Genomic DNA, 19,879 nt, shown 5'->3' with positions numbered 1-19,879 from the left:
CATTTGTATGCCTGAAAGGACTTTCCCTCAAAATGGCAGGGGACAGGTGCCGCTTTGGATGTTGATGTTATGATAACAATATGGGGAGTTCAAAGGGGGACATGGGATTATGATAAAAACCAAAAAAGTACCGCTGCGCAAATGTGTAGCTTGCCAGCAGATGATGCCCAAAAAAAGTCTAGTGCGTATAGTACGTACGCCAGACGATCAGGTAGAAATGGATTTGACCGGTAAAAAATCGGGACGTGGTGCGTATATTTGTGGCAACATAGCCTGTTTTCGTTTGGCGCAAAAGAGTCGTGCGTTTGATCGTGCACTCAAAGCGCCTGTTAGTGCGGAAATATATGAGCAACTTGCCAATGAATTTAGCAACGTAGAAAACGATTTTTGCACAGTACAGGAAAGAGGCGCTAATGAATAACGAACTATCCCTACTCGGGCTTGCGATGCGAGCCGGCAAAGTGTTATCGGGAGACGAATTGGTTCTCAAAGCGATTCGTTCTCGCGAAGCCACCCTTGTCGTATTAGCTGGAGATGCTTCAGATAATACACAAAAAAAATTCCGTGATAAATGCGGAAGTTATACTATTCCGCTTCTTATCGGGTATGATCGTGATCAACTCGGCTCAAGCATAGGTAAAGATGGGCGAGTCGTGTTGGCTCTAACCGACAAGGGTTTCGCAGAGTTATTCCGCAAACGAATGGGGAATTCCTCGGAGGTGGAATATATTGAGCACACAGGAGCAGAAGGATAAACTGAGAGTTTATGAATATGCGAAATCTCTCAATATGAGTAGTAAGGAAATCATTACGATCTTAAAAAGACTGGATGTACCGGTCAATAATCATATGAGTGTTATGGAAAATGATGCTGTATCCAAAGTGGAAAAGTTTTTCAAAGATATCAAATCCAATGCTGCGGATAAGCATGTCAATGCAACAACTAAAAACACGAGTGCGGATAGTACTCGTCCAAAAATTCAACAGGAAAAGCAGGTAGGTATGGATACGAAAACGCAGAACAACTCAAATAGTGGGAATAACAAACCCCAAAACGGTTCCTCTAACAGTAACCGTAGTAACTCGTCGTCTAGTCAATCAAGTAACCGTCCAAGTACGGGAAGTAACAACAGCAGTGCTAGAACATCTTCAACATCAGGACAAAGTAGCCGTCAATCAAGCAGCGCTTCTCGTCCACCATCTCAATCCAGTTCGCAGAACCGTCAACCTTCTGGTCAAGTAAGAAGTGCTGGTTCTACAGGCGGTAACAGCAGTACTGGCAGCAATGGTAACCGTAATGCTAGTGGCGGTGCTGGAAATGGTAATGCTGGCCCTAAACGCAACAACAGTACTGGTGGCGGTCAAGGCGGAGGCAATCGCTCCGGTGGCGGCGGTGGTAACCGTTATGGAAGCAACAACGGTAACCGTAACAATAACGGTCGCGGTGGTAAAGGTCGCGGTAAAAATCAATATAGCAACCAACCTCCTCGCGAGAAAATTGATAATACACCTAAGAAAATCATCGTTCGCGGTGAAATGACTGTTGGTGAAACAGCTAAATTACTTCACAAAGATGCTTCAGAAGTTATCAAAAAGTTGATCACAAGTGGCGTAATGGCTACGATCAACCAAGAGCTTGATTTAGATACTATCCAGTTGCTTGCAGGTGACTATGGTGTAGAAGTCGAAATCAAAATTGCGGTTGAAGATGATCGTTTTGAAACAGTTGAAGAAGTCGATGATGAAGCTGATTTGAGCACACGTCCTCCAGTTGTAACAATCATGGGTCACGTCGATCATGGTAAAACAACATTGCTTGATGCGATTCGTTCTACAAACGTAACGGGTGGCGAAGCTGGTGGTATCACTCAGCATATCGGTGCATATCAAGTTGAAATCAACAAAAAGAAAATCACTTTCTTGGATACACCGGGTCACGAAGCGTTTACAGCTATGCGTGCTCGTGGTGCACAAGTAACAGATATTACAATTATCGTAGTTGCAGCAGATGATGGCGTTATGCCACAGACAGTAGAAGCGATTAACCATGCGAAAGCAGCGGGTCTTCCTATTATTGTTGCTGTAAACAAAATCGATAAACCAGGCGCTAATCCTGACAAAGTAAAACAAGAATTAACAGAGTATGAATTGGTACCGGAAGAGTGGGGCGGAGATACAATCTTTGTAAATGTATCTGCAAAACAACGTAATGGTATTGAAGACTTGCTTGAAATGATCTTGTTGGTTGCTGAAGTTAATGATTACAAAGCAAACCCTGACAAACGTGCTCGTGGTGCAGTTATTGAAGCTGAACTAGATAAAGGTCGCGGTCCAGTAGTTCGTGTCCTTGTTCAAAACGGTACGCTTAAAGTTGGGGATGCTTTCGTAGCAGGTAACTGCTTCGGACGTATTCGTGCAATGGTAAGTGATAAAGGTCGTCGTCTCAAAGAAGCAGGGCCTTCTACACCAGTAGAAATTACAGGTCTGACAGAAGTTCCTTTAGCTGGAGATCCGTTCATGGTGTTTGAAGATGAGCGTAAAGCTCGTTCAATCGCTGACAAACGTGCGATTACACACCGTCAGTCTGAATTGGGTGCTAACACTCGTGTAACTTTGGATGATCTTTTCCAACATATCAAAGATGGTGAAATCAAAGATCTTAACGTTATTATCAAAGGTGACGTTCAAGGTTCGGTTGAAGCTCTTAAAGGTTCATTGGAAAAAATCGAAGTCGAAGGCGTTCGCGTCAAAATTATCCACCGCGGTGTAGGTGCGATTAACGATTCCGATATTATCCTTGCTGCTGCTTCAAATGCGATCGTTATTGGTTTTAACGTTCGTCCTGATAGCCAAGCAACACAAACAGCAGAACAAGAAAAAGTAGATATCCGTCTACATCGTGTTATCTATAATGCTATTGAAGAAATTGAGCAAGCTATGAAAGGCATGCTTGATCCAGAATATAAAGAAGTTGTTGTTGGTCACGCTGAAGTACGTAGCGTATTCAAAATCAGTAAAGTTGGAGCTATTGCAGGTTGTATGGTTACTTCCGGTAAAATGGTCCGCGCTGCTGAAAGCCGTTTGATCCGCGATGGTATTGTTATCTTTGAAGGTAAACTCGATTCACTTAAACGCTTCAAAGACGATGCTAAAGAAGTGGCTCAAGGGTATGAATGTGGTATTACATTAGATGGCTACAATGACCTCAAAGAAGGCGACATTATCGAAGCATTCATAATGGAAACCGTAGAGCGCTAAGTGCGAGGTGAAAAAACATGGCTAAAATCCGAACAGGTAGAGTCGGAGAACAAATCAAAAAAGAATTAAGCTTGCTTATTCAAAGTGAAATGAAAGACCCGCGTATCGGTTTTGTAACGGTAACAGGTGTAGATGTCACTAATGATCTATCACAAGCTGAGGTATACCTTAGTGTGATGGGTGATGAAGAGCAAAAAGCAAATTCTTTAAAAGGTATCGAAAAAGCAACAGGATTCCTTCGTTCTGAATTGGGCAAACGAATCCGTTTGCGTCACACTCCTGAGTTGATTTTCAAAACTGACGAGTCGATTGCTTATGGCAGTCGTATCGAAGAACTTTTGGGTGAGATTAAAAAAGAAGAAACGAACGAATAACGATAAACACTTTTACAAGGATCAAGTCATATAGCTTGATCTTTAAAGGAGACGGCGATGCAGACCTATGAACAGGGGCTTCTGAATGCGAAAGCATTTATTGAGGAGCACGATGATTTTCTAGTGGTTTCGCATGTTCAGCCGGACGGAGACGCAGTCAGTTCCACTGTAGCAGTGGGCTGGCTTCTGTCTTGTCTAGGCAAAAAATTCACTCTGGTGAATGAAGGACCGATTCCCAAAAGAATGCACTATCTAACATTGTCTGATGAGATTATTGATCAACAGGCTGAAGGTAGTAAACGTCAATATCAACATATTATTTGTGTAGATTGTGCAGATTTCAAACGTGTTGGTTTAGTGAGTGATTGGATGAGTGATACAGCATCGATTTTAAATATCGATCATCACCCAACAAATGATAATTATGGCGAAGTTAATCTAATCAAAGCAGATGCAGCCGCAACTGCTGAAATTTTATACGACTGGATTGAATGTTTTGATGTGAAATGGACGACAGAAGTAGCCGAAGCTATTTATACGGGTCTGTTAACAGATACAGGTGGATTCCGTTATTCTAGCACTTCTCCTAAAGTAATGGAGATAGCTTCACGATTACTTGATCTAGGGGTAAATGGACCTGATTTGGCAGAAACGTTGCTAGAAGAAGTGACTTTACCGCAAGTAAAAGTATTGGGAATGGCATTATCCACATTACAAGTAAGTGAAGATGGCAAAATTGCTCATGTCCATGTTACACCTGAACATATGATGATAGCTGGAGCCGATAATGAAGACTTAGAAGGTATTGTTAACTATCCTCGTAATATTCAAGGAGTCGAAGTTGGCATCTTTTTCAAAGTGATTGATGATACTGCTGTCAAAGCAAGTCTCCGTTCTGCAGGTAAAGTGAATGTGGCAGCCGTTGCTCAACATTTTGGCGGTGGAGGTCATATCAAAGCTGCAGGTTGCCGTTTGGAAGGTACTCTGGCAGAAGTTACAGCACAGGTGATCCAGCAGGTGAAGGAGTCATTATGAATGAATTTGATGGAGTGCTTGCGGTACATAAACCGGCAGGCTTCACGTCGCACGATGTGGTAGCCAAAGTTCGGCGTCTTGTGAGCATGAAAAGAATAGGACATACAGGTACACTTGATCCAGCAGTAACAGGTGTATTACCATTATGTCTGGGCCGTTCAACGCGAATTGTGGAATATTTACAAGAAATGCCCAAAGAATATGTGGCTACACTTCGATTAGGAATAGCTACCGATACCGAAGATATGACTGGGACGATTACAGAGCAGATTGAATCTGTAGATGTTTCGGAAGAGCAAGTACGTCATGTACTCGGACAAATGATTGGAACGATCTCTCAAGTACCACCGATGTACTCCGCAATCAAAGTAGATGGTAAACGTCTATATGAATTAGCACGAGAAGGCAAAACGATTGAACGCAAAGCACGAGAAGTCACGATCTATGAATTGGAAATTATTGATTTCAAAGCAGGAGCTCATCCTGAAGTTTCTTTTCGAGCATTATGTTCCAAAGGAACTTATATTCGTACGCTTTGTGTAGATATCGGGCGTGCTCTGAATGTACCTTCGGTGATGGTTGAATTGATCCGTACACAATCGGCAGGTATTTCACTTGATCAATGTGTCACTTTTGAACAAATTGCAGAAGCTGTAGAACAAGGCGTATTAGAACAACATTTGATCCAACCAGATCAAGCTATGTCTAATCTACCTTCTTATACAGTAGACGCTTCGGTATATAAGCATACACTACAGGGTAAACGTATTAGCATCGATGCGATTCAGCCACATGATGAATCACAACGACTAGCTGATATAACAACAGAGTCACCTGTATTTAAATTGTATGCACCAGATGGAATTTTCATCGGTATTTTCCGTCTGGAACAATCCAAACAAGAAATTGTACCTGTTAAAGTATTTTTACCGTAACGAATCCATTGTGGAATTGCAGGTGATATCGTAATGAATACAGTACATTTATCTTATCCATGGCCTGAAGATGTAGTGGAGCATGCCTCCAAACCACAAGTACTTGTGATTGGACAGTTTGATGGATTGCATCTTGGACATGCAAGTGTAATTGACCATGGTATTCGTCTAGCTAGACGACTGGGTGTTCCTGCTTCAGTGATGACTTTCAATCCTCATCCTAAAGAAGTGATGGGAAAAGGCGATTATGAAGGCTATCTTACACCACTCGCAATGAAAGAAGAATTATTGCGTGCAATGGGTGTAGATACGTTGTATATTGCTGAATTCAATCATGCTTTTTCACAGGTAACTCCGTTGCAATTTTATGAACAAATGTTATGCCCGTTACAAGTGCATACAGTAGTGGTTGGTTTTGATTTCCACTTTGGTTATAAAGGGGAAGGGAATCCTGATCTACTGCGTACATTTGGCGAAAATGTATTATCTGTAGAAACAGTTCCTGCCTTTTTATTAGAGGGAGACAAAGTAAGCAGTTCAGCTATTCGTAGTGCATTGCGAGAAGGCAATGTTGCTCATGCATACAAACTTTTAGGGCGACCTTATCAGATTCGCGGAAAAGTCATTGATGGCGATAAGCGTGGACGGACGATAGGTTTCCCTACTGCTAATCTAGAGCTGGATGGAAACTATGTTGTACCTTCTTCTGGTGTATACGCTGTACGTGTTCTTGCTGAAGGAGCATGGCGTGCAGGTGTAATGAATATCGGGTACAAACCTACTTTCCAGACAGGCGAGACAAGACCGAGCTTTGAAGCGCATATTCTTGATTTTCAAGGTGATTTGTATGGTCAGCAATTAGCAGTAGAATTGATTGATTATATTCGTCCCGAGCAAAAATTTAGCGGAATTGAAGAATTAGTCACTCAAATTCGCAAAGACGCAGATCGTGCACGTTTATTATTATCTAATTTTGAACATGAATCATAAGAATACCGTTGATATTTAATATTGGTTTGTGCTATACTAATCAACGTTGTCATTCTAATTAAATGACAGTCTTCAAAACCTTGGCTTGGTTATACGATCTCACCGTCGGTAACGAGGCTAACGGTTATCATGAATTACACTATTAGGAGGTGAACAGGATGGCATTAACACAAGAACGTAAGCAACAATTGATCGAAGAGCACAAAACTCACGAATCCGATACAGGATCTGTTGAGGTGCAAGTCGCTATCCTTACTGAGAACATCGTGAACTTGCAAACGCATTTTCGCGCTCACAAGAAGGATCATCATTCCCGTCGCGGATTGTTGAAAATGGTTGGTCAACGTCGTAAGCTTTTGGCTTACATCAAAAAGACTGACGTTAAACGTTATAGTGCATTGATCGAGAAGTTAGGTCTTCGTCGCTAAAATTAAACAGTATGTCCAAAGCAGCCTGGTTGTTCAGCCGTATGGTCTTTTCGGAGCCGACGGTGACGGCCGGGTTGCTTTTTGTAAGTAGAGGTAATTTGACTATTTTTATACTTATTGAAATGATAATAGTAACATAGAGTCTAGCGGTGAGATTTCCTTGAAGCAGGGAATCATCACCTTTTTATAGAATACAAATAATGGACTTAAAAAAGGAGGAATTTCATGGAACAGCGAGTTGAAATGCAGCTCGGAGGAAGAACGCTGACATTTGAAACAGGTCGTTTAGCAAAACAAGCGAATGCAGCAGTTATGGTACGTTACGGTGATACAGCAGTTTTATGTACAGTAACGGCATCATCAGGTCCTAAAGACTTAGACTTTTTCCCACTTACCGTAAACTACGAAGAAAAATTATATGCAGTAGGTAAAATTCCAGGCGGATTTATCAAACGTGAAGGTCGTCCAAGTGAGAAAGCAATCTTGGCAAGCCGTTTGACAGACCGTCCTATTCGTCCGTTATTCCCTGAAGGTTTCCGTAATGATGTTCAAATTGCAAACCTTGTAATGAGTGTAGAGCAAGATTGCGAGCCTCAAATTGCGGCAATGATCGGTACTTCAGCAGCATTGAGTATTTCTGATGTTCCTTTTAATGGCCCTGTAGGTAGCGTAGCAGTTGGACGTATCGATGGTCAGTTTATTGTGAACCCAACAGTAGCTCAACAAGAAGTGAGTGACCTTTATCTTGTGGTTGCAGGAACAAGAGAAGCAATCATGATGGTTGAAGCAGAAGCGAACGAAATGCCGGAAGACGTTATGTTAGAAGCAATCATGTTTGGTCATGATGAAATTCAACATATCGTAGCCGCTATTGAAGAGCTAGTAAGCAAAGCAGGCAAACCGAAAATGGAAGTTAAACTTCATACGGTAGACAGCGATGTGAATACAGCGGTACGTGAATATGCTCAGACTCGTTTGGTTGAAGCTGTACGTGTAGCTGAAAAACAAGCTCGTCAAGATGCTATTGATGAAATTAACGATGAAGCTGTAGCCTTTTTTGAGGAGAAGTACATAGAGACTCCTGACCTCATGAAAGATGTAAAAGAAATTTTGCATGATATCGTAAAAGAAGAAGTACGTCGTCTTATCACTCATGAAAAAGTACGTCCAGATGGTCGTAGTTTGGCTGAAATTCGTGCCATCGAATGTGATGTAGACTTGTTACCAAGAACACACGGATCTGGATTATTTACACGTGGACAGACTCAAGCATTGAGTATTTGTACACTGGGTGCTCTTGGAGACGGACAAATCTTGGATGGTATCGCACCAGAATCATCTAAACGCTTTATGCATCATTACAACTTCCCTCCATTTAGCGTAGGGGAAGCTCGTCCACTTCGTCCACCAGGTCGTCGTGAAATCGGTCATGGTGCGCTAGGTGAGCGTGCATTGATGAAAGTCATTCCTTCTGAAAAAGAATTCCCATATACGATTCGTCTAGTATCTGAAGTATTGGAATCCAATGGTTCTACATCACAGGCTAGTATTTGTGCAAGTACACTTGCGATGATGGATGCTGGTGTACCGATCAAAGCGCCTGTAGCAGGTATTGCAATGGGTCTAATCAAAGATCAAGAGCACGTATCGATTCTAAGTGATATTCAAGGTATGGAAGATCATTTGGGAGATATGGACTTTAAAGTGGCTGGTACGGCTGAAGGCGTAACTGCTATTCAAATGGATATCAAAATTGATGGAATTAGCCGTCAAATTTTATCTGATGCATTATCACAAGCACGTGAAGGACGTTTGTTTATTCTTAGCAAAATGATGGAAATCATTCAAACGCCAAGAACAAGTCTTTCTGCGTATGCTCCAAAAATTATGATTATCAATATCAATCCAGACAAAATCCGCGACGTTATTGGACCGGGTGGTAAAATCATCAACAAAATTATTGATGAAACTGGCGTAAAAATTGATATCGAGCAAGATGGTCGCGTGTTTATCGGTTCTTCTGATGAAGCAATGATCAAACAAGCTCAAACGATGATCGAAAACTTGGTACGTGAAGTGAAAGTTGGCGAAACGTATCTTGGTAAAGTAAAACGCATTGAGAAATTCGGTGCATTTGTAGAAATTATTCCAGGTAAAGATGGACTGGTTCATATTTCTCAACTTTCTACAGAGCGTGTAGCTAATGTAGAAGATGTGATTGCTATCGGTGATTCGATTACTGTTAAAGTAACAGAAATTGATAATCAAGGTCGCGTTAATCTTTCTCGTAAAGCTGTACTTGTTGCTGAAGGAACAGCTAAAACACAATCGTAAGATGAGGTATAGCTAGTTACGTAGCATTCATTCGATAAAGTAAAACAATTCAAAGAGCCAGAAGATTTTATTCTGACTCTTTTTTTGTAGCATTTTATTTTCGTGATTGTGAAAAAATAACGATCTGTACATTGATTGATAAGTCCAGCTAGAGATAGCGAAGCCTTGAGCCGTTTTTAAAAGTCTGGTAGGATAGGTATGCATTTATCGAATGGAGGCCCTCGCATGGAACGAGTTCAACTACACAATGGTCTACGAATAGTTATGGAAAAAATGCCGACCTTCCGTTCTGTCACCATCGGAATCTGGATCAAAACAGGTTCACGTTACGAAGATTTAGTGACCAATGGAATTTCACATTTTATCGAGCATATGTTATTTAAAGGAACAAAGCGTTTTGACGCGCAAAAGATAGCTGAAGTATTTGATGGTATCGGTGGCGATGTGAATGCTTTTACCGCCAAAGAATATACATGTTTTTATGCTAAAGTATTAGATGAGCATTTATCGATCGCAGTCGATATTTTATCAGACATGTTTTTCCACTCGTTACTGGACCCGGAAGAATTGAAAAAAGAAAAAAATGTTATTCTGGAAGAAATTTCGATGTATGAAGATGATCCAGACGATCTGGTTCATGATCTGGTTACGATGTCTTCCTATGGCGATCATCCGTTAGCTTATCCTATTTTGGGAACCGAAGAGCGACTTCACCCGATGGGTAGTGACGAACTTAGAGCATACATGAAAGAACATTATACGATTGAAAATACAGTCATCAGTGTCGCTGGCAATATAGACGACAGTGTAATTCCTTTGCTGGAGAAACATTTCGGTGATTTTGATAATCATGGAACCAAGCAAGACTTAACAATACCTGCTTTTGCAGGTGGACAGATTTTTCATAAGAAAAAAACAGAACAAAATCATATCTGTATGAACTTTCCGGGTGGTAAAATAGATGATCCACGCTATTATGCTATGGTTCTGCTGAATAATACACTTGGCGGTGGAATGAGTTCACGTCTTTTCCAAGAGATTCGTGAAAAAAGAGGATTAGCGTATTCGGTCTATTCGTATTACACTGCTCATGCAGATAGCGGATTATTTACGATTTATGCAGGAACAGCACCCAAACAGACCAAAGATGTTTTTGAATTGACTCATGCGCTGTTACATGATGTCAAAGATAACGGTATTACCGAACAAGAATTATATCAAGGCAAACAACAGCTCAAAGGCAGTCTTGTATTGAGCCTTGAAAGTACAAGCAGTATTATGAATCGTCTGGGTAAAAACGAAATTATGCTTGGCAAGCACAATACAGTCGATCAGACATTGCAATATATTGAAGAAGTGACGATGGAAGATATTCGCTCGGTGATTGATGATATGTTTGCAGAGCCTTATGCGCTCGCAATGGTAGGTCATTCTGAACGAAATCTTGCTCATGTTAGGAGAGATGAACTTGTCTATTAATGTTGAAATTATGGCTTTACCCGGAAGCGAAGGATTAGAATTACCACGTAAAATGTCTGAACTTGCTTCTGGATTCGATCTATATGCCGCGGTGACAGAACCGATGGTATTAGAACCAGGTAAAAGAGCGTTAGTACCTACAGGGCTAGCATTAGCAATGCCTGCTGGACTTGAAGCACAGATTCGCCCGCGCAGTGGACTTGCTTATAAGCATGGTATCACTTGTCTAAATACACCGGGTACGATTGATGCGGATTATCGCGGAGAGATCAAAGTGTTGTTGATCAATCTAGGTGAAGAAGCATTTTCTATCGCTCGTGGCGAACGTATAGCACAGATGGTATTCCAGATTGTGCCTGAGATTGATTTGGTTCAGGTGCAACAATTATCAGAAACGGTACGTGGTACTGGTGGTTTTGGACATACAGGAACGAAGTAAAGCTTTACATGATTAAAATGTTTTTGCGAAAACAGTTGAAAGATATAACAGGGAATGATATTATTTCTACAATTATTGCAGAACACTGAAATTATAATCCAGTGCAAACTGGCTAAAAGTTGACGGTAGTCTTTGCGACTGCCGTTTACGTTTACATTCAGATGTAAATGGACTTTTTGAAATCGAAGGGGAGAGATATGCCAGATGTCTAATCAATCGTTTAATGTGGCTGTCGTAGGAGCGACAGGAGCAGTGGGTCAACAAATCGTAAGATTACTTGAAGAACGAGATTTTCCGGTGAACACATTGAAGTTATTATCTTCTGCACGTTCCGCTGGGAAAAAGGTAATCTTTAAAGGTCAGGAAGTGACAGTAGAAGAAGCGACACCGGATAGTTTTGAAGGTGTACATATCGCTTTATTTAGCGCAGGAGGAGATATCAGTAAAGATCTTGCTCCTCACGCCGTCAGACATGGCGCTGTATGCATCGATAATACAAATGCATTCCGTATGGACCCGAACACCCCTCTTGTCGTTCCTGAGGTCAATAGCGACCGTATAGCAGATCATAACGGGATTATTGCGAACCCGAACTGTTCTACGATTCAGATGGTTGCAGCACTGAAACCTCTTTATGATCGTTATGGTATCGATCGTATTATCGCTTCTACCTACCAAGCGGTATCTGGAGCAGGGAATCAGGCGATTGATGAGTTGAAACGTCAAAGCAAATCAGTGCTTGAAGGCGAAGAAGTGAAGCCGGATATTTTGCCTGTAGGCTCATTACCGGTCAAACACCAAATCGCTTTTAACGCAATCCCGCAAATCGATAAATTTCAGGACAACGGATATACTTTAGAAGAAATGAAAATGGTAAATGAAACGAAAAAAATTATGGAAGATGAGTCGATCCATGTAACAACAACATGTGTACGTATTCCTGTTGTCTATGGTCACTCTGAATCGGTCTATGTAGAATTAAAACAAGATTATGATCTAGATGAAGTCAAAACATTGTTGAAAAATGCGCCAGGTATTACTTTGGTCGATGATCCAGCGAATCAAGCTTATCCATTAGCAACAGAAGCAGCTGGCAAAAATGATGTGTTTGTAGGACGTTTACGTCGTGATCTAGGTCATGAACGTGGTTTGAATATGTGGATTGTATCTGACAACTTGCTTAAAGGTGCAGCTTGGAACGCCGTGCAAATTGCCGAGATTATTGCAGCAAAAACACCAGCAATTAGCTAACGGAGGCGCATAGTTATTATGTCTACTTTGGTAGAAAAGCAAAATATTTTAGTGCAAAAATTTGGAGGAACTTCGCTATCTACACCTGAAGCGAGAGTTCATGTACTTCGTCATATCAAACGCGAGCTGGCAGAGCAGGTCAAGCTTGTGATCGTAGTTTCAGCAATGGGACGTAGTGGTGATCCGTATGCTACTGATACACTACTGGAGAGCACTGTACTTAATGGCAGTATTCCTTCTCCGCGTGAACGTGATTTGTTAATGGGATGCGGGGAAATGATTTCGGCAGTGACGTTAAGTGGTATTTTGAATAGTGAAGGTATCGCTTCGATCGTTTTAACAGGTGCACAAGCTGGATTTATTACAGATGATAATTTCGGCAATGCACGTATTCTGGCTGTGCGTCCAGATCGTGTTAGTCGTGAATTAGAAAGTGGTAAAGTCGTTATTGTTACCGGTTTTCAAGGGCAAAGCGAAGCAGGTGATCTAACAACACTTGGACGCGGTGGAAGTGATACGTCAGCTACAGCACTTGGAGCAGCCCTTCATGCAGATATGGTTGATATTTATACCGATGTCAATGGGATTTTAACAGCCGATCCGCGCATTGTAGAAGATGCGAAGCCACTTGCTTATGTGAGCTACAATGAGATCTGTAATATGGCACATCAAGGTGCAAAAGTGATTCATCCGCGTGCGGTAGAGATTGCTATGCAAGCACAGGTACCTGTGCGTGTTCGTTCTACTTTTGGAGATACAGAAGGAACACTGGTCACTCAATCCGAGCGTTTTGCAGATACACCTACAGGTGTCATAGATCGTCTGGTAACAGGTATCGCTTATGTGAATAACGTTACACAGATCACTGTAGGTCAACAAGAAGGTGTAGAACATCTGCAATTGAAAGTGTTCCAAGCGATGGCTGAAAACAGTATCAGTGTAGATTTTATCAATGTAACGCCATTTGGAGCAGTATATACTGTATTTGATTATGAAGCTGAGCGTGCACTGGCTGTATTGGAAGGAATGGGTCTGCAACCAACAGGATTGTCAGGTTGCGCTAAAGTGTCTGTAATTGGTGGCGGAATTAATGGAGTACCTGGAATTATGGCTCGTATTGTTGCTGCACTTACAGGACAAAATATTCCGATATTGCAATCTGCGGATTCAAATACAACCATATGGGTGCTTGTGAAAAAAGAAGATATGGTGCAGGCTGTTCGCGCACTGCATTCTCAATTCCAATTGCATCTGTAATAACGTGCTGAATACAGGTCATCGGATAGCTCCGTATTTGAAGGAGGAAATAGAGTGGTAGACTTTGGAAGATTAATGACAGCGATGATTACCCCTTTTAATGAACAAGATGAGATTGATTGGGATGCTACAGCAAGATTAATCGATTATTTAATTGATGAGCAAAAATCAGAATCGTTGGTCGTATGCGGTACAACGGGTGAATCGCCTACACTGAGCGATGAAGAAAAACTACAAATGTTTGAGTTTGCAGTAAAACATGCAGCAGGACGATGTAAAATTATAGCTGGAACAGGCAGTAATGAGACACGTCATTCGGTTCATTTGACTCGTGAAGCATCCAAATTAGGCATTGATGGTGTATTGATTGTTGTTCCTTATTACAATAAGCCTAATCAAGCTGGAATATATGCACATTTTAAAGTGATTGCAGAAGCAACAGACTTGCCTGTGATTATGTATAATGTGCCGGGTCGTACGATAACCAGTATGTCTGTAGCAACAACACTGAAGCTAGCAGAAATTCCTAATATTGTAGGAACCAAAGAATGTGCTTCACTTGAACAAGTGACACAGATTGTGGCTCATGCACCAGAAGGATTTATCGTATATTCAGGCGATGACTCTTCAGGATTGCCAGCACTAGCAGTAGGTGCTCATGGCATTATCAGTGTAGCTAGTCATGTAGTAGGCGTAGAAATGACCGATATGATCGAAGCGTATCTTGCCGGTCGTCCTGTAGAAGCAGCTAAGCTGAATCAAAAGCTGTTCCCTATTTTCAAAGGGCTATTTGAGAGCCCTGAGCCGCTTCCTAATCCATCCGCCGTGAAATATGAATTATCCAAACGCGGTTTCGGTAATGGAAACGTAAGATTGCCATTGCTACCGCCGACAGAGCAAGAACAACAATTTATTGATCAATTGTTCGTATAAGTAAATAATGGAATATAAAATAGATAGACAAGCTGCTCGCATTGTAGAGCAGCTTTTTTTGATGAATTTTTATAAATACATAATAATTTTTTGTGAATATAGAGCAAGTAGTCATCAAAATATAGCGAATCGCTACATAAAATTTGAATGAAATCGTGCAGATTATAAAGGCTTTAGTAGACTCATGTAAAGATGACTTGTGTTTTTGTTTTTTAATCATGTATAATAATCTCAAGTGACTGGGTGCGGTATAAAGAAATAGAGGTTTGCTGAATGAATTCTTTGTCAGGCAAAGTATTCGTGCAACTCAGCAGACGGTCAACGAACCGATAAAGCTTTCGGGTGCTGATTCCTTGCGGAATCGAAACGGTTTGATACATATCCGTTTTGAAAAAAGGACTCGCCTTTATTGAAAGTTTTGTAATTATTGTATGTACACATTATGTTTTGTTTAAAAATATTTAGTAATAACGTCCAATACTTATAGGAGGTCTAGATAACATTGTCGAAAAAAACAAATAACGAAAAACTGACGATCTTTGCTTTGGGCGGCGTCGGTGAAATTGGTAAAAATATGTACGTCATTCAATATGGTAATGACATTGTCGTGATTGATTCAGGTCTTAAATTCCCAGAGGAAGATATGCTAGGGATCGATATCGTTATCCCTGATATTTCTTACCTTACTGAAAATCGTGACAAAGTGCGCGCTATCATTTTAACGCATGGTCATGAAGATCATATTGGTGGTTTACCATACGTATTGAAACATTTAAATGTACCTGTATACGGTACCAAATTAACGATTGGATTAGTGGAGAACAAGCTAAAAGAAGCTAATTTGCTTGGCGAAACGAAACGTATCCTAATCAACGAAGATTCAGAACTTAAATTAGGTAACACCCTCACTGCTACATTCTTCCGTACGAACCACAGTATTCCTGATTCTGTAGGTGTATGTGTAGCAACACCAGAAGGTAACGTTGTACACACAGGTGACTTTAAATTTGATCATACGCCTATAAATGGTGAGTTTGCTAACTTGCAACGTATGGCTGAAATTGGTAGTAAAGGTGTTCTTGCACTACTATCTGATAGTACAAATGCAGAAAAACCAGGCTTCACGCCTTCAGAACGCAATGTAGGTATTGTGTTAGAAGATATTTTCCGCAAAGCAACACAACGTGTAGTTGTAGCTACATTCGCATCTAACGTTCACCGTATTCAGCAAGTAGTTAACGCTGCTGCTGCAACAGGTCGTAAGATCACAGTAATCGGTAGAAGTATGGTAAATGTAGTAGGGATTGCTTCTGATCTTGGATATCTTGATATTCCAGACGGCATGATTATCGAGCCGGAAGAAGTAAACAAAATGGCAGCAGATCGTGTAGTTATTTTATCTACAGGAAGTCAAGGCGAGCCGATGTCAGCACTTACACGTATGGCCCGTTCGACACACCGCAAAGTCGATATTTTACCGGGAGATACTGTTATTATTGCAGCTACACCTGTACCGGGTAATGAAAAATATATCGGACGTACGATTGATGAATTGTTCCGCTTAGGTGCAAACGTTATCTACAGTGGTTCTAACTCAGGCGTCCATGTATCTGGACACGGATCACAAGAAGAGCTTAAATTAATGCTTAACTTGATGAAACCGAAATTCTTTATCCCGATTCATGGTGAACACCGTATGCAACGCAAACATGCTTTACTAGGTGAAGCTGTTGGTATCGCTCCAGAAGATATCTTTATGATTGATATCGGAGATACGGTTGAGATTCAAGGTGGAGTAGCACGCAAAGCCGGTAAAGTCACTTCTGGTAACGTGTTAATCGATGGATTAGGCGTAGGTGATGTAGGTAATATCGTTCTTCGTGATCGTAAACTATTGTCACAAGATGGTATTCTTGTTGTTGTCGTTACCCTGAGCAAACAAGATGGACAGATCGTATCTGGACCAGACATTATCTCTCGTGGATTCGTATATGTTCGTGAATCTGAAGGATTACTTGATGAAGCTAACCGCATCGTAACAAGCACGTTACAACGCTTAATGAGCGAACGTGTGAATGAGTGGGCATCATTGAAAACAAGTGTTAAAGACTCTCTTGGTCGTTTCTTATATGAGCAAACGCGCCGTAGACCAATGATCCTTCCGATCATTATGGAAGTCTGAGTTCATGAAATATAGAATAAACGGGTAAGAGGCAACCAGTCGCCCCCGTTCATCACATGGTATATTGGACGGTCCCATGTGATGAACGGGGGTTTTGCGTTTTTTTTCAGAAGTCAAATAGACTTCATTTGCTTGGTATATGATATAATAGTGCATCGGAGGTGGTGACACATGGCGAAGCCAACAACACAGAAGTCCAAGTCAGCACAAAGTTCACCACGAAAAAAAATGGTGTCCAAATCATCGTCTGCTACTCGGAAAACAACAACGACAACAAAGCGCAAACCGGTTGCCCGTAAGCGAAATACCAAAGTAAAAGCTTCGGCTTGGGCAACATTAAAATATGAAGTTTACGGTATTATTTTGATTACATTTTCTGTAATTGCTTTATCCAGACAAGCGGCAGTAGGCGAATTTTTGCATTACATAACAGCCTTTATACTCGGCAAAGTTTATTTTGTGCTGCCTTTAGTTGGTATTTACATAGGGCTGGTTATTATGCTTCGGCGCAAATGGCCACGAGGATGGAATGGTAGATTATCTGGATTGGTATTACTAACTTGTGCGGCTACATTGATCAGTATTTTGACCTATGTGCCAGTTGAACAATTAACTTCGTTGCCAGCAAGACAAGCGGCAGGTGGTTATATTGGTGCTGTGCAAATGTGGTTATTTATGATGTTATTCGGTGTGATCGGTACCAAACTCATTGCTACAGTTATGGTTATTATCAGCTTAATGTTGATTACTCAATTATCAGTCGCTGATCTAGTGGATCGTATTCGTGGATATGTAAAACAATTATCTGCATGGGGTCAAGAAAAGCTAGAATTGATGCAGATTGCCAAAGCTGAACGTCAAGAAGAACGTGAACTACAAGCAGCAGCAGAAGCAGAGATGGAAACGTATGAAGAGGAATTAGAAGAAGAGGAAGAAGATTCCAAACGTTCTGCATTTGGTCTATTTTCCTGGAATCGTAAACGTAATCGTCAGGTAGAAGAGGCTGAAGAAAATCCATATGCCGCAATAGATGCTCAGTTTGAAAAAGATGATAGACAGGCATCTGTTGTTACTCCTATGCCAACAAGGTCGAGAAGTCGTGTATCTCGCAAAGCAGAGCTTACTGAACAAGCCGATATTTTATCTTCACCTGCTATAGCTGCTACACCTGAAAGTGATCTCTGGGATAATGCAGATACAGAAGGACAGGTGGATGAAAAGCCGCCTATTATTCGCGACTTTTTTGCACAAATGCAGTATGAGCGTGGAGATCGTAATGAAGAAGAAACAAATTTTGAACAGATAGCTACTGATGCGGATAGTTCAACAACAGATATAGAAGCAGAAGCTTTAACAGCTATCCTTCATTCTGATCCGAGTGAATCGAACGTAACACCATTACGTGTATTGGAAGAAGATATGACTAATATAGACGAAGAATCTATTTCGTCTGAGGAAAATCAATCGGTAGCAGGACAGCCAAATTCAACTGTGAGTTCTGTAGCAGTAGAAGGCGGTACTCTTATCCCTCCTCCTGTGCCACAGCCTAAGCCTTACAAATTGCCTTCGTTTGCATTATTAGCGAAGCCTAAGAATATTAGTACTGCGAATGATCAGAATGATTATATGGTGATTGCACGTAAGCTAGAGACTACACTTGAAAGTTTTGGTGTACGGGCTAAAGTCGTTGAAGTGGTGCGTGGGCCAGCAGTAACTCGTTATGAGCTTCAACCGGATGTAGGGGTAAAAGTAAGTCGGATCGTAGGCTTAACCGATGATATTGCTCTAGCACTAGCTGCTAAAGATATACGGATGGAAGCACCGATTCCAGGTAAAGCCGCAGTCGGTATAGAAGTACCTAATAATGAAGTGGCTATGGTAACGATGCGTGAAGTGATGGAAACATCGATTTTCAAAGAATCCGAAGCCAAATTATCGATTGCTTTTGGACGAGATATCGCAGGGCAGACGATTGTAGGCAATCTAGCCAAAATGCCCCATTTACTTGTCGCAGGAGCTACCGGTTCTGGTAAATCAGTCTGTATAAACGGTATCATTACCAGTATTTTGTACAAAGCTAAACCGGATGAAGTGAAATTCCTAATGGTCGATCCCAAAATGGTAGAGTTGAATATTTATAATGGTATTCCGCATCTATTAGCACCTGTGGTAACCGATCCAAAGCGTGCATCCTTAGCACTGAAAAAGATCGTTGTCGAAATGGAAAAACGGTATGAGTTATTTTCCAAATCAGGTACACGAAATATGGAAGGCTATAACAATCTGATGAAAGATAACCCAGCGGCAGTGTTACCGTACATTGTAGTTATTGTCGATGAGTTAGCCGATCTAATGATGGTAGCTGCTGGAGATGTAGAAGATGCGATTGCACGTTTAGCGCAGATGGCTCGTGCGGCAGGTATCCATTTGATTATTGCAACTCAGCGTCCTTCTGTTGATGTTATTACCGGGGTAATCAAAGCGAATATTCCTTCACGTATTGCTTTTGGTGTATCTTCACAAATCGATTCACGTACTATTTTGGATATGGGTGGAGCAGAGAAATTGTTAGGTCGCGGAGATATGCTATTTATGCCTGTAGGTTCTTCTAAGCCTACTCGTGTACAGGGAGCATTTATGTCTGATGAGGAAGTAGAAGCGATTGTATCTTATTGTCGTGGTCAAGGCGATGCACAGTATGTGGAAGACCTGGTGCCAGAGATTGATGATACAGTAAACAATATAGATGAACAGCTGGATGAATTGTATGATCAAGCGGTACAGATTGTAGTGGAAGGTAAGCAAGCTTCGGTATCCCTATTACAACGCCGAATGAGAGTCGGTTATACACGTGCAGCTCGTCTGATTGATTCACTTGAAGCTCATGGAATCGTAGGGCCTTATGAAGGTAGTAAGCCTCGTGAAGTATTGATTACGATTGAACAATATCAGCAAAAAGCAGCTAGCAATTCATAGTACAGTTG

The 19,879-nt window shown here is 41.2% G+C and carries 16 protein-coding genes; all 16 read left to right on the top strand.

Annotation, left to right across the window (positions count from 1 at the left end; genetic code table 11):
- The first annotated feature begins 112 nt into the window (after window positions 1-112).
- The 16 genes from rnpM (at window position 113) to ACFSGI_RS12890 (ending at window position 19,871) form a co-directional block, all read left to right on the top strand.
- On the top strand, window positions 113-421 hold the full coding sequence (rnpM, locus tag ACFSGI_RS12965; RefSeq protein WP_204825018.1) for an RNase P modulator RnpM: 309 nt from the start codon (window positions 113-115) through the stop codon (window positions 419-421).
- The gene (locus ACFSGI_RS12960; RefSeq protein WP_204824537.1) at window positions 414-755 is read left to right on the top strand and encodes a L7Ae/L30e/S12e/Gadd45 family ribosomal protein; all 342 of its coding nucleotides are present in this window, start codon (window positions 414-416) and stop codon (window positions 753-755) included. Before rnpM ends, ACFSGI_RS12960 begins: the two co-directional genes overlap by 8 nt.
- Window positions 730-3,258, top strand: coding sequence for a translation initiation factor IF-2 (infB, locus tag ACFSGI_RS12955; RefSeq protein WP_204824536.1), 2,529 nt, complete (start codon window positions 730-732; stop codon window positions 3,256-3,258). The genes ACFSGI_RS12960 and infB overlap by 26 nt, the downstream gene beginning before the upstream one ends.
- A 17-nt stretch (window positions 3,259-3,275) precedes the next feature.
- Window positions 3,276-3,632, top strand: a complete 357-nt coding sequence (gene rbfA, locus ACFSGI_RS12950) for a 30S ribosome-binding factor RbfA (protein ID WP_204824535.1) — start codon at window positions 3,276-3,278, stop codon at window positions 3,630-3,632.
- Window positions 3,633-3,689: 57 nt separating this feature from the next.
- Window positions 3,690-4,667: a DHH family phosphoesterase gene (locus tag ACFSGI_RS12945; protein WP_204824534.1), complete on the top strand. Its 978-nt coding sequence runs from the start codon at window positions 3,690-3,692 to the stop codon at window positions 4,665-4,667.
- Window positions 4,664-5,602 (top strand): tRNA pseudouridine(55) synthase TruB, encoded by a 939-nt coding sequence (truB, locus tag ACFSGI_RS12940; RefSeq protein WP_204824533.1) that lies wholly within the window; start codon window positions 4,664-4,666, stop codon window positions 5,600-5,602. The genes ACFSGI_RS12945 and truB overlap by 4 nt, the downstream gene beginning before the upstream one ends.
- A 33-nt stretch (window positions 5,603-5,635) precedes the next feature.
- On the top strand, window positions 5,636-6,592 hold the full coding sequence (locus ACFSGI_RS12935; protein ID WP_204824532.1) for a bifunctional riboflavin kinase/FAD synthetase: 957 nt from the start codon (window positions 5,636-5,638) through the stop codon (window positions 6,590-6,592).
- A gap of 158 nt (window positions 6,593-6,750) precedes the next feature.
- Entirely contained in the window at window positions 6,751-7,020 is a 270-nt protein-coding gene (gene rpsO, locus ACFSGI_RS12930) for a 30S ribosomal protein S15 (protein WP_204824531.1), read from the top strand.
- 225 nt (window positions 7,021-7,245) lie between these two features.
- Window positions 7,246-9,354, top strand: coding sequence for a polyribonucleotide nucleotidyltransferase (gene pnp, locus ACFSGI_RS12925; protein WP_204824530.1), 2,109 nt, complete (start codon window positions 7,246-7,248; stop codon window positions 9,352-9,354).
- Window positions 9,355-9,579: 225 nt separating this feature from the next.
- Window positions 9,580-10,833, top strand: a complete 1,254-nt coding sequence (locus tag ACFSGI_RS12920; protein WP_204824529.1) for a M16 family metallopeptidase — start codon at window positions 9,580-9,582, stop codon at window positions 10,831-10,833.
- A complete protein-coding gene (gene dut, locus ACFSGI_RS12915) occupies window positions 10,817-11,272 on the top strand; it encodes a dUTP diphosphatase (protein ID WP_379283381.1) in 456 nt (151 codons plus the stop codon). The genes ACFSGI_RS12920 and dut overlap by 17 nt, the downstream gene beginning before the upstream one ends.
- A gap of 204 nt (window positions 11,273-11,476) precedes the next feature.
- Window positions 11,477-12,523, top strand: a complete 1,047-nt coding sequence (locus tag ACFSGI_RS12910; protein ID WP_204824527.1) for an aspartate-semialdehyde dehydrogenase — start codon at window positions 11,477-11,479, stop codon at window positions 12,521-12,523.
- Window positions 12,524-12,541: 18 nt separating this feature from the next.
- On the top strand, window positions 12,542-13,780 hold the full coding sequence (dapG, locus tag ACFSGI_RS12905) for an aspartate kinase (RefSeq protein ID WP_204824526.1): 1,239 nt from the start codon (window positions 12,542-12,544) through the stop codon (window positions 13,778-13,780).
- Between the two features lie 54 nt (window positions 13,781-13,834).
- On the top strand, window positions 13,835-14,713 hold the full coding sequence (gene dapA, locus ACFSGI_RS12900) for a 4-hydroxy-tetrahydrodipicolinate synthase (protein ID WP_204824525.1): 879 nt from the start codon (window positions 13,835-13,837) through the stop codon (window positions 14,711-14,713).
- 502 nt (window positions 14,714-15,215) lie between these two features.
- Complete coding sequence (locus tag ACFSGI_RS12895; protein ID WP_204824524.1) at window positions 15,216-16,895, top strand: ribonuclease J; 1,680 nt, start codon at window positions 15,216-15,218, stop codon at window positions 16,893-16,895.
- Window positions 16,896-17,066: 171 nt separating this feature from the next.
- Window positions 17,067-19,871 carry an FtsK/SpoIIIE family DNA translocase gene (locus ACFSGI_RS12890; protein WP_204824523.1) on the top strand — a complete coding sequence of 935 codons (2,805 nt, stop codon included), beginning with the start codon at window positions 17,067-17,069 and terminating at the stop codon, window positions 19,869-19,871.
- Window positions 19,872-19,879: the final 8 nt, after the last annotated feature.

The sequence above is a fragment of the Paenibacillus nicotianae genome (assembly GCF_042681745.1).
In the GTDB taxonomy this organism is placed as follows: domain Bacteria; phylum Bacillota; class Bacilli; order Paenibacillales; family Paenibacillaceae; genus Saccharibacillus; species Saccharibacillus nicotianae.
The sequence above is the reverse complement of the archived record's forward strand: the minus strand, read 5'-3'. Positions and strand labels throughout refer to the sequence as shown.

Bases quoted from the DNA above. Each gene is read 5' to 3' on its own strand.
- truB (WP_204824533.1), top strand. From the start codon at position 4,664: ATGAATGAATTTGATGGAGTGCTTGCGGTACATAAACCGGCAGGCTTC.
- ACFSGI_RS12910 (WP_204824527.1), top strand. From the start codon at position 11,477: ATGTCTAATCAATCGTTTAATGTGGCTGTCGTAGGAGCGACAGGAGCA.
- dut (WP_379283381.1), top strand. From the start codon at position 10,817: ATGAACTTGTCTATTAATGTTGAAATTATGGCTTTACCCGGAAGCGAA.
- rpsO (WP_204824531.1), top strand. From the start codon at position 6,751: ATGGCATTAACACAAGAACGTAAGCAACAATTGATCGAAGAGCACAAA.
- ACFSGI_RS12920 (WP_204824529.1), top strand. From the start codon at position 9,580: ATGGAACGAGTTCAACTACACAATGGTCTACGAATAGTTATGGAAAAA.
- pnp (WP_204824530.1), top strand. From the start codon at position 7,246: ATGGAACAGCGAGTTGAAATGCAGCTCGGAGGAAGAACGCTGACATTT.
- rbfA (WP_204824535.1), top strand. From the start codon at position 3,276: ATGGCTAAAATCCGAACAGGTAGAGTCGGAGAACAAATCAAAAAAGAA.
- ACFSGI_RS12945 (WP_204824534.1), top strand. From the start codon at position 3,690: ATGCAGACCTATGAACAGGGGCTTCTGAATGCGAAAGCATTTATTGAG.
- ACFSGI_RS12935 (WP_204824532.1), top strand. From the start codon at position 5,636: ATGAATACAGTACATTTATCTTATCCATGGCCTGAAGATGTAGTGGAG.
- ACFSGI_RS12890 (WP_204824523.1), top strand. From the start codon at position 17,067: ATGGCGAAGCCAACAACACAGAAGTCCAAGTCAGCACAAAGTTCACCA.
- dapG (WP_204824526.1), top strand. From the start codon at position 12,542: ATGTCTACTTTGGTAGAAAAGCAAAATATTTTAGTGCAAAAATTTGGA.
- ACFSGI_RS12960 (WP_204824537.1), top strand. From the start codon at position 414: ATGAATAACGAACTATCCCTACTCGGGCTTGCGATGCGAGCCGGCAAA.